Below are 9,939 nucleotides of genomic sequence, written 5' to 3'. Positions count from 1 at the left end.
CGCAAGATCGATCGCTGGGGCAATGTTTCCACGCGGGCACTGGAACCCAGTGCCGTCAACGCCATCGTCAAGCGGCGCGCGCAAATGGCTGGCCTCGACCCGGCGGAATTTTCTGCCCATGGTCTGCGCTCCGGCTACCTCACCGAAGCCGCCAATCGTGGCATTCCCCTCCCCGAAGCCATGGAACAATCCCGCCATCGCTCCGTGCAACAGGCGTCAGACTATTACAACAACGCCAAACGGCGAAGCGGACGGGCATCACGGCTGCTTTGAGACCCGAAGCACCATAGCAAGATTGATTTGCAGATGTCAGAAGTTAGGTTGTTATCGGTCTGGCGGGCTTCCAGCAATCGATCCCAAACGCCGACAAGACGATATCGAACAAACCGATTGTGCAGGTCATGGGATTTCCCAAGTAAACAACTATCCTGAAGGCCTTTCTAGTGACCACCATTTCCTGCAAGTCCAATTCCAGCAATCAGAGCGCCCCATACCTTCAGGCGCAGGCCAACAGCCTTTATAACGCCTGTAGCCGCAATGAGGTGTCCTGTAAATCCACCAAGATTGTTGGTATAGGTTTGAACAAGGCAACCGGTGCCGTCGAGCATGATCTTCTCTTGTTCTTCATGCTCGAGCTCAAGGTAAACAAGCAGCGATCCGCGTGGCGCTCGCGCATTAAGTTCAACCAGTCTTCCTCCCGGCACGATCTGACCTGTTGAGATCGCTGGCTGGATGTGAGCGACCCGTGCAGGCAGAACTGTGTTGCTGAAGGACAAACCGATATTGCTGTCACACGCGATTTCTGCGGGCATCCCCTCATAGATTGTCGAGCGCGTCACTTGCGAAAAGCCCGCTGTAATCCTGAGCGGCAGATCGTCGGGACGGTCGGGAATGATCACCATCGCTGGACTCAATATGAGAGTTGACGCGGGACTTCCTACGCTCAAGGATAATTGGGTTACGACACCGTCGGTGAACGAGCGAACCTCAGTCATGCTTAGCGCGACCCTGGCACTTTCGACTGCCGTCTCGGTAACTTTGCGTTGCGCGGGAAGCGATTGAGAGATTTCCAATTGTGCCAGGCTCAGCTGGGCCTGTGCCGCCGCTAGATCTGCTTCGCCAATCTGGAAAGCCGATTCTGCTATGCGCACAGTATCCTTCGTGCCCGCGTTCCTAGCGAACAAGGCCTGCGCGTTCTTGAGATCACCTCTTAGCTTTTCGAGCGATGCGCCCGACTCGACCACACTTGCCTGCGCAACCTTCAAGGCGTCAATTGCTTTCGATTCTGCGGCGGCAATTCGGTCGAGCTCAGCTTCGGCTTGCTTCAGCGCCGCTTTCTGGGCGCTATTTTCAATCCGGAAGAGTAAGTCACCGGCGGAAACCCTCTGCCAGTTTCGTACGGCGATTTCGGTTACGGGACCACTGGTTTGCGCCACGATTGACGCGGTACGGAAGGGTACCAGGCCAGAGTATGACTTGGGATGGAAGTAGAAGATCACGACAAAAAGGAAAAAGGCAAGGACGGCCCACAAGAACACCGCGGTCCGCATGTTCCATACCGTCATGGATTCGCCACGACGTCTTAATTGGTAGTACCGGATAATGACCGGAAAAGAAGTAAAAAGAAGCTCAAGCATTCTGGGGGCCCTCTGGTGTGGGAGGACCAATCAATTCCGGGGAGACTACCGCCGGCGAAGCAGTGGCTTCAGACGCTACTTCTTGAACACTGGGCAAATGGAAGCGCGACCAGTCCGCCAACAAGGCAAGAAGGATCGCCGTTAACGGAAGGAAAACGTGGAAATGCTCAAGCGGAAAGATCTCGTAGAGTAGGGCAATCGTCAACAATGTTGGGATTGTCTTAGCCAGGGGGGTGCCTTTCGACCTGTGCTCGGCCCAGCGATCAAACACTGCATAAAGCGTCACAATCCCATAGAGAGCGAGGCATATCAGCGTCAAAGCCACCCACGCCAGCATGTCCGTATCACCCGGAGCAGTAAACCAGGATGGACTTGCATGTCCGAGGCCATCTTCAACCCCCATCAATCACCTCCCCAGTAATCAATCGTCGGAATTAGTATCGAGTAGCAGGACAACCATTACAATACTAAGATTGGCTTTGAAAGTCGCGATCGAGTTTTTCTATCGACTGGTGCGGGATATTTCCCAAGCCACAGCGATACTTTTTTAGATATCTGCCCGGGCTACAAGAGCCAAAACGTGTTTTCATGCGCTTTAAGCGAAAGTCGGGGAGCATCTCCTTGTCGAGAATACAAGCGATTAGCCATTCTTGACTATTCATCAGAACAAACTGGCGGTTTCCCGACAGAATAGACCTATCATCGCCTATTTTGGTTGTGATCACCGTCCCCTAATTGTCGCTTCGTGCACCTGCCGCCCAGCTCGATCAAATGGAGAGCGGCCGGCGAGTGACGGACGCAAATGGCAGCCTTCGTCCGTTCGCTACCTCCCGGATGAAGCCCAACGCTTTGGTCTCATTTTTTGCCAGCAACCTGACGGATCATTCTTCCCAAGCAATCGCCTTCAATCACGATGGCGGACAACCGTCCATCCTACGGGCTGTCGATAATGCGGTAGAACAGACGGTTACAGGTACCGCCCGACGTCCATACGTCCATGCAGAATACGCACAACAATGAGTGAGTTCGCATCCTCCCAAAAATAGATGACATGGGATCCAACGGCATATTTGAGATAGCCAGAGCGAATGTCTGTCGGCCGATCACGCTTGCTGCCATCCCTTAACCCTTCAAAAGCATCAATCACATTATTAATATAACTGTTTGCCTGCTCCAACGACCATTCGTTCAAGGTGTAAACCCAGATCTCTTCGAGATCAGCCTCTGCCAGCGGTGTAAGCTGATAACCGTCAAAGCGCATGCTTTGTCTTCATTCTATGCAGGAAGCTCGCGCGCTCCAACAGCTTCGGCTGACCAGACGCTTCACCTGCGATCAGCGCCTCCTGCAAAGACTTAACACGCGTTTCATGCTCCTCCAGAAGACGCAAGCCTGCACGCACGACATCACTGGCCGAGCCATAGCGCCCTCCCCTCACCTGAGAATCGATGAAGCTGGCAAAGTGATCACCAAGGGTAACTGATGTGTTCCGTGACATGTATCTACTCCTTTGCGCCATTGCACCAATATTTGGTACTAACGCAAGATCAACGCCAGCATAACACTCCCTCCCCTTCCATCCCGAGGGATCGAAAGCCAGTGACAATAAACAGGAGGAAATCATCTATCTGACCGATCGCCCTGTCGACGCCCTCACCCGCTGGCTGGAAGCAGCCAGGATCGTCAAGGACAGCGTGTTTCGCAAGATCGATCGCTGGGGCAATGTTGCGGCACGTGCGCTCGAACCCAATGCCGTCAACGCCATCGTCAAGCGGCGCGCGCAAATGGCAGGGCTTGACCCGGCGGAATTCTCCGCGCACGGCCTGCGCTCCGGCTATCTCACCGAAGCCGCCAATCGGGGCATTCCCCTGCCCGAAGCATGGAACAATCACACCATCGCTCTGTCCGGCAGGCGTCGGACTATTACAACAATGTCAAAAGACGTAGCGGACGGGCGTCACGGCTGTTTTAAGTGAAGAGAATTCCGGTTTGGCCGAAGGAGATGTTCTACGCGGCCATCGTTCCTTCGCCCCGCAGAACGTTTAACGTCGGCGTCGTCTGGATTACGCTGCAGGTCCGATTCCGCCCCGCGCTCTTGGCTTCGTAAAGCAGCTTGTCAGCGCGTTCATAAAATGTCGCGAAACTTTCATTGCCAACAAGATCGGTCACTCCCATACTGGCAGTTACCGGTCGCTCGAGACCTGAAACTCTGTGGGCGACAACTGCTGGAATCGCCTGACGCCGAAGCTCGGCCTGGACACCAGCGTCGGCGCCGCGCAAGAGAAGCACGAACTCTTCACCACCAAGGCGATATGCGCGAACGCTCGGGCCGACTTGGAGCGCACTGGCAATAGCCTTGAGCACCTCATCTCCAACCCCATGCCCTTTTAAGTCATTGATCGCCTTAAAATGGTCGATGTCAATGACAGCAAGTGCGGCGAAGCCTTCACTGCGAAGCTGCTCGAACTGCCGTTCAATAGCCCTTCGATTGAGCAAACCCGTCAATGCGTCTGTTTCGGACAATCGTTCAAGTAACTCCGCTTCGGTGCGGGCGCGATCTCGCTCGCGCTTCATGATCACGAAACGGTCCGCCACGCCAAGAGTCGTAAAAAGGACTTCACACATGCAACCGAGGTAGAACAGGAGCATGGCGTCGATGCTGTGCAAACCGGGGACCACCCCCGACACCAGACGGATCAATCCAACCAGGACGATTGGCGTGTAGCCAATAGCTTGAAACCGCGCCGCGCGGCTTCCGCGACGCAATGCATCGATCATTGACAATATGAAGACAACAAGGACCGGCGTGAACGCTGCCGTGTATGCGGTCGCCTGTATGAAGCGTGCAACAAAGGGGAGCGCCGCATGAAACGTGCTCAAAAACATCGCCCATATCGCGCAATAAGGGAGCAGGCGTCGCAGAAGCGGATGCATCAACCCGGGCTCGATAAAGCTGTGAGTGAACATCGCAGCGGATGCGACCGTCATCCCGAAGATCAAGGTCGTCATCCAGCTTAGTGTCATAGCAGGGGGGTCGAAAAGCACGACCGACAGACCGGATGAAACCAGAATGGTCATCAGTAGCGAGAATGTAAGCGCCGAGTGCCAAAGAACGAATGGTTCATGCAGAGCCCGGTAGAACGCTGCATTAAAGATCAAGGGCATGACGAGCATGCCCACAAGCCCCGCCAGAATCAGGAGGAATCGCGGACTACTCATGCCGCCAACTGGGTCTGTCGGAGCAAGATATGCCCTCTCGAGGGTCATCCGGTGGCTGGGCATATCAAATGCGACGACCACATGCTGGGTCTCGCGGGTCACGTCCGGCAGGGAAACCTTGAAGTAGCCGCCAGCCATTGAACTAAGCAAGTCGGCGGCGGGAACGGAAGATTGCCTGACCACGCCATCTCGATTGATTACGAGCAGATGTACCGCCTCAAGAGCGCTCCGCCTTGAGAGTATATACCGGGGAGGGATGCGGTCGGGAGTAATATCGAAGCGAAGCAGCACGCGCTCGGCATCGATAGAGAACTTTCGGCCGCTGCAAGACCATCGCTCCCCATCTTGAGCTGTCGCAACCACATCTTCCGACCGGCTTCCAGACGCCCAGCAGGAACTGCGAATATCGGAAGAATCCATCGCGCTGGCTGATGCGGCACTGAATTGCACCGACATTACCAGGAGCAAAAAGACGGTCGTAAATCTTTTTCGCACTCTGCTCGAAATCATCGCTCATCATTACAGCAAAAAGCTTTTGATGCGGTTAATCATCCAAGATCAGCATGCGCCACAGGCTTAAAACCTACTGAGGCAGTAGATAAAGTCGGCGGAAGAAGAAGCAAAAACTGCGCTCCTCTTCATTAAGCAGCGGGTGACTGGCCCCCGACTATGCATCAGCGTGTCGAGTTGCGACCAGTTCGGTTAGCCTCACCTATGAACCAGCTTAATCATCCTGCTTTTGTTCTCAACTGAGAACACCATATTGCATATACTTGGCCCGGCCCACCTGACTCGACACCATCTCCCACGGATCAATAGCCATTAATTGAATTTCGCGGCCGGCTCCTTTAATTTCAGCCACAATGGCATTAACCTATCGTTAACTTTAAAGTTGTTGACGACTCACATCATTGCCGTCATCCTGACGCTCAATCCTTATAATATCCTTGTTGAGCGATGTTAATGATCCAAAGCGCCAATGCCACTAATTTCACGCAAGCCACCAATAGATCGCTAACCCGGCTTATTGAAGCTGATGCCGACACGTTAAGCGCTCAGCTTCAGAATCTCCGTGCCCGTGCCTTTCCGCCAACAGCGCAGAAAGAATTACGGAAATTTGCTCCACGCGAAGCAGCAAAGCTGATTGGAATCAGTGATGTTTATCTACGCACACTGGTGAACGAAGGAGTTATAGGCGAAGCTGAAAAGAACTCTGCCGGAAGGCGCCTCTACTCCCTGGACCAGATTCACGCTATTCGGAATCACCTCAGCAAGAATAAAAAGACCTATGATCAGCGTCGGCAGAAAGATGATAGGCTTCAGGTAGTTGCAGTTACGAACTTTAAGGGCGGCTCGGGCAAAACAACAACAGCAGCGCACTTGGCCCAGTATTTTGCGCTTCGTGGTTACCGCGTTCTCGCCGCTGACCTTGATCCTCAGGCTTCACTCTCTGCTTTGTTTGGAATACAGCCGGAGTTTGACCTTGATCCGAACGAAACACTTTACGGTGCAATTCGGTACGACGAAGCCCAACGTCCACTCAAAAGCATCATCAGGGCCACTTATTTCAGCGGGCTTGATATCGTGCCCGGCAATCTGGAATTGCAGGAATTCGAGCACGAAACGCCCCGTGCTTTAACATCATCATCGCGATCAACTGATAAATTATTTTTCACGCGAGTGGCGACAGCGCTGAAAAGCGTAGAAGACGACTATGACATCGTGGTTCTCGATTGCCCACCATCGCTCGGCTATCTGACTCTCTCAGCGCTCTGCGCAGCGACGTCTGTACTTGTTACAATCCATCCTCAAATGCTGGATGTAGCATCTATGAGCCAGTTCCTCCACATGACCGCCGGCCTTTTTGATGTCGTCGAAAGGGCCGGGGGCAATGCTAACTATGACTGGTTTCGTTATGTGCTCACACGGTACGAACCAAATGATAGCTCACAGTCACAGATCGCGGGCCTTCTTAAAGGTTTGTTCGGAGATAGGGTGCTGACTAATTCAATGGTAAAATCTGCAGCAATATCAGATGCAGGAATCACGAAGCAAACCCTTTACGAAGTTGGTAGAGAGAATTTTCATCGACAAACGTATGATCGCGCGATCGAAGCTCTTGACGCTGTCAATCATGAACTGGAAGAACTCGTTAGAGACGCGTGGGGTAGAAAATGAATAAGCGCCGTGATGCTTTACGAGATTTTTTAACACCGATAACATCTAACCACCAGTTCTCAGCTGAGAACACACCAAGGCGACCACAGGTGTCTTCGGGCGCATTACAAAGCATGAATGATGCGATCACCGGCCTATCTCATGAAGCGGACGAACTCCGGAGAGCTCTCGCAGATGGTCAGGCCATTGTAGAGCTTGATACCCATCTAATTGATGCGTCCTTTGTCAAAGATCGCCTTGATGATTATTTAGGCGCAGATTTTGATGCTCTGTTAAATAGCATCCAAGAAAACGGGCAAGTCGTTCCGGTACTCGTCCGGCCAAATCCTGAACAGCCTGATCGTTACCAGACTGCATACGGCCATCGGCGCATTGCTGCCCTCAAACAACTTGGCCTGAAAGTCAAAGCATTCATCCGAGATATGTCTGACGATGAGTTAATCATAGCGCAAGGTAACGAAAACCTTGAACGCAAAGATTTATCTTTTATTGAGAAGGCACTATTCGCTCGACGCTTGGAAGACCGTGGGACGACCAGAGCAGTGATCATGGCGACGTTTGGCACTTCATCCAGGGGCGTTCTATCAGAAATGATTGCACTGGCTCGAAAGTTACCAGAAGAATTTATACAGGCTATTGGTGCAGCTCCCGGTATTGGACGACCAAAATGGGATTTGATGGCTACGATGCTGGCCGAAAAACCGTACTCACTGGAGACCGTTCTTAATTCTGATGCCTTCCAGAAACTAAACAGCACTGAACGCTTTGACACAATCTTTGCACTGCTCAAGCAGGCAAATAAGGTGTCGTCCGGCGCGACACTTCAAGGCTGGCGCTCCGATGACTCTTTATTACGAGTGGTGTCTAAATCAAAGTCAAAGGCATATGCAGTTGAATTCTCCGAAGCCGAAGGAAAGGCTTTCGGTGAATGGATATCCGATAATATGACACGCCTGTATGAAGAGTATAAGAGCGTTAATCAACGCAACAAGGAGTCTTAACGCAAAAGAAAAAGGCCCCCCAAACATTACCGTCGTGGAAGCCTCTCTCAAAGTTCTAGCAAACTTAGAATCGCATTTCCATGAATCAGTGTCAAGAGTCATTGGCGTCATTTTGGCGGGTGGATTTCTTTTGCCTTTAGAAAGGTGAGAGGGAATGCAAATTCTGGAAACTGTCACGTCCACGCTTCGTGGGCGAAAGCAGATGTTTGCCCAAAATTCTGATCTGCACAAAAAGCTGCAGGGCAGGGGAGTAAGCAGATGGGTGATTTATAAACAGCTCTGTGTGGCAAAGTCAGCTTTCGGTCTCAATGATCGATGCCTTGCCGTGCTTAGCTCGCTTTTGTCTTTTCTCCCGGAAGATGACTTGAATGAGAAAACCAGTCTCGTCGTTTTCCCGTCCAACCGTCAGCTTTCATTGCGTGCCCATGGCATGCCGGAATCAACACTGCGTCGCCATCTGGCTTCTCTGGTCGAAGCCGGGATCATCGCACGTAAGGATAGCCCAACCCGTAAACGCTATGCGCATAAGGACAGGGAAGGGGCCGTTGAGCTTGCTTTTGGCTTTTCCTTCGCCCCATTGCTCGAGCGTGCCTCAGAAATTGCTGCTCTCGCCGAGAAAGTTCTCTCAGATCAGAAAGCCCTGAAGCGGCTTCGCGATGAGGTCTCTGTCATTCGTCGCGACATTGCATCTGCTTTTTCAGAAAACAGTGATGCATCCGGCCGTCTTTGCGAAAATCTTGACACGCTGTTCATGCGCTTTCGCGAAGTGGTGGATGCCATTCCACGCCGGGCATCGCTCAACGAACTGGCAACGATCAAAACCAATCTTGAAGCCCTTCGCGATGAATTGGCTATTGCTTTGAAAAATATAGAGATTGTTCCGGAAATGAGCGGCAGCGTCGCTCAAATTGAGCGGCAGCATATTGAATCCCTGCCAGAATCCCTTTTTGAATCTCAAAACGGTAAAAAGATTGATTTGAAAGAGCCTTGTTCGGAACCGACAGCACCAGTCTGCTTGGAAAGCAATCCGTCTGTTCCGGATTCTGCTTCCCTTTCTCTCGATCAGGTACTTCGGACATGTCCCGATATTCGCGAGTATGGCGCAAACGGCATCAGCACATGGCGAGAGCTTCACGATGCCTCACGAATTGTCTCGGGTTTCCTTGGGATTAGTCGGTCAGCCTATCAGGAAGCAGTCAGTTTCATGGGGGCGGAAACCGCATCGACAGCAATTGCCTGGATTTTGCAGAAACTGGCAACCATTAACTCGCCCGGCGGTTATCTGCGATCGCTGACACAAAAGGCAAGGGCAGGGGGCTTTTCAATCAGCCAGCTACTGTTCTCGGAAATGAGGGCAAGCGGGTGTCTCGGTTCAATATGAGTCTGCTTACATCGGCAGCCTACAACAATCTCTCATCAATCAGAAGTATTTCAAAAACCATAGAACGCTAGGAGCGACGAACTTACTTAATGTCATTCAAGGCCGAAACGAGCACGAAAGCAAAGCGTGGTACGATGCGGTGAAGGGCTACGACCTTGAAGGCTGGGCTTTTGCAGGTGCGCACCAAAGCTCATTCACCATGCTGCTCAATCGTCTGATCGACATGAACAATGATGGATTCCTGGAACGTGCCAAGTGGATACATGTGCTTGACGTTTCGAAGTTAACAAACGCTTATCTGTTCACGACGTTCCTGCGATGTATCTGCAATATTGGCCTGCACCTGAAGCAGCTGTATGGCCACGGCAGAACGGACCCGCTTCAACGCCAATGGTGGCTATTCGGCCAAGCGAGTGTCCTTGTTGATTGTCGCTGAGAAGTGACCCGGTGGGGGTGCGGACGAAAACTTGGACTATCAGGGAGGTAGTTCATGTATTCCTACGAAGACCGGATGCGAGCAGTTGC

General features: G+C 52.2%; 10 protein-coding genes and 2 pseudogenes. 7 read left to right on the top strand and 5 right to left on the bottom strand.

Annotated features, from left to right (window positions below):
- The coding region (locus tag DKP76_RS18670) for a tyrosine-type recombinase/integrase (protein WP_146198958.1) at window positions 1-273 on the top strand (273 nt) is incomplete at its 5' end.
- 167 nt (window positions 274-440) lie between these two features.
- On the opposite strand, the gene DKP76_RS18665 is transcribed toward DKP76_RS18670, so the two are convergent.
- Both DKP76_RS18665 and DKP76_RS18660 read right to left on the bottom strand, forming a co-directional pair.
- Window positions 441-1,637 (bottom strand): HlyD family secretion protein, encoded by a 1,197-nt coding sequence (locus tag DKP76_RS18665; protein WP_109708149.1) that lies wholly within the window; start codon window positions 1,635-1,637, stop codon window positions 441-443.
- Window positions 1,630-2,040 (bottom strand): hypothetical protein, encoded by a 411-nt coding sequence (locus DKP76_RS18660; protein WP_199224864.1) that lies wholly within the window; start codon window positions 2,038-2,040, stop codon window positions 1,630-1,632. Before DKP76_RS18660 ends, DKP76_RS18665 begins: the two co-directional genes overlap by 8 nt.
- A 332-nt stretch (window positions 2,041-2,372) precedes the next feature.
- Between DKP76_RS18660 and DKP76_RS19715 the strand changes: the two are divergent.
- Window positions 2,373-2,497 (top strand): annotated as a pseudogene (locus DKP76_RS19715) (recombinase family protein); the annotation flags it as partial.
- A 107-nt stretch (window positions 2,498-2,604) separates the two neighbouring features.
- Here DKP76_RS19715 and DKP76_RS18650 read toward each other — a convergent pair.
- Complete coding sequence (locus tag DKP76_RS18650; RefSeq protein ID WP_109708148.1) at window positions 2,605-2,898, bottom strand: type II toxin-antitoxin system RelE/ParE family toxin; 294 nt, start codon at window positions 2,896-2,898, stop codon at window positions 2,605-2,607.
- Entirely contained in the window at window positions 2,888-3,133 is a 246-nt protein-coding gene (locus DKP76_RS18645) for a type II toxin-antitoxin system ParD family antitoxin (protein ID WP_109708147.1), read from the bottom strand. The genes DKP76_RS18650 and DKP76_RS18645 overlap by 11 nt, the downstream gene beginning before the upstream one ends.
- 118 nt (window positions 3,134-3,251) lie before the next feature.
- Here DKP76_RS18645 and DKP76_RS18640 point away from each other — a divergent pair.
- Window positions 3,252-3,607: pseudogene (locus DKP76_RS18640) on the top strand (tyrosine-type recombinase/integrase); the annotation flags it as partial.
- Between the two features lie 35 nt (window positions 3,608-3,642).
- Here DKP76_RS18640 and DKP76_RS18635 read toward each other — a convergent pair.
- Window positions 3,643-5,364, bottom strand: a complete 1,722-nt coding sequence (locus DKP76_RS18635) for a sensor domain-containing diguanylate cyclase (RefSeq protein ID WP_245410296.1) — start codon at window positions 5,362-5,364, stop codon at window positions 3,643-3,645.
- Window positions 5,365-5,817: 453 nt separating this feature from the next.
- Between DKP76_RS18635 and repA the strand changes: the two genes are divergently transcribed.
- From repA to DKP76_RS18615, 4 genes are all read left to right on the top strand, one after another.
- Window positions 5,818-7,032: a plasmid partitioning protein RepA gene (gene repA, locus DKP76_RS18630; RefSeq protein WP_425349421.1), complete on the top strand. Its 1,215-nt coding sequence runs from the start codon at window positions 5,818-5,820 to the stop codon at window positions 7,030-7,032.
- Window positions 7,029-8,033, top strand: coding sequence for a plasmid partitioning protein RepB (gene repB / locus DKP76_RS18625; protein WP_109708145.1), 1,005 nt, complete (start codon window positions 7,029-7,031; stop codon window positions 8,031-8,033). Before repA ends, repB begins: the two co-directional genes overlap by 4 nt.
- A gap of 154 nt (window positions 8,034-8,187) precedes the next feature.
- On the top strand, window positions 8,188-9,414 hold the full coding sequence (repC, locus tag DKP76_RS18620) for a plasmid replication protein RepC (RefSeq protein WP_109708144.1): 1,227 nt from the start codon (window positions 8,188-8,190) through the stop codon (window positions 9,412-9,414).
- Between the two features lie 139 nt (window positions 9,415-9,553).
- The gene (locus DKP76_RS18615) at window positions 9,554-9,850 is read left to right on the top strand and encodes a hypothetical protein (RefSeq protein WP_109708143.1); all 297 of its coding nucleotides are present in this window, start codon (window positions 9,554-9,556) and stop codon (window positions 9,848-9,850) included.
- Window positions 9,851-9,939 lie beyond the last annotated feature (89 nt).

The sequence above is a fragment of the Falsochrobactrum shanghaiense genome, assembly GCF_003149535.1.
GTDB classification, from domain to species: domain Bacteria; phylum Pseudomonadota; class Alphaproteobacteria; order Rhizobiales; family Rhizobiaceae; genus Brucella; species Brucella shanghaiense.
The sequence above is the reverse complement of the archived record's forward strand: the minus strand, read 5'-3'. Positions and strand labels throughout refer to the sequence as shown.

Excerpts from the sequence above, each read along its gene's own strand:
- DKP76_RS18665 (WP_109708149.1), bottom strand. The coding sequence starts at position 1,637 with ATGCTTGAGCTTCTTTTTACTTCTTTTCCGGTCATTATCCGGTACTAC.
- DKP76_RS18660 (WP_199224864.1), bottom strand. The coding sequence starts at position 2,040 with ATGGGGGTTGAAGATGGCCTCGGACATGCAAGTCCATCCTGGTTTACT.
- DKP76_RS18650 (WP_109708148.1), bottom strand. The coding sequence starts at position 2,898 with ATGCGCTTTGACGGTTATCAGCTTACACCGCTGGCAGAGGCTGATCTC.
- DKP76_RS18645 (WP_109708147.1), bottom strand. The coding sequence starts at position 3,133 with ATGTCACGGAACACATCAGTTACCCTTGGTGATCACTTTGCCAGCTTC.
- DKP76_RS18635 (WP_245410296.1), bottom strand. The coding sequence starts at position 5,364 with ATGATTTCGAGCAGAGTGCGAAAAAGATTTACGACCGTCTTTTTGCTC.
- repA (WP_425349421.1), top strand. The coding sequence starts at position 5,818 with ATGATCCAAAGCGCCAATGCCACTAATTTCACGCAAGCCACCAATAGA.
- repB (WP_109708145.1), top strand. The coding sequence starts at position 7,029 with ATGAATAAGCGCCGTGATGCTTTACGAGATTTTTTAACACCGATAACA.
- repC (WP_109708144.1), top strand. The coding sequence starts at position 8,188 with ATGCAAATTCTGGAAACTGTCACGTCCACGCTTCGTGGGCGAAAGCAG.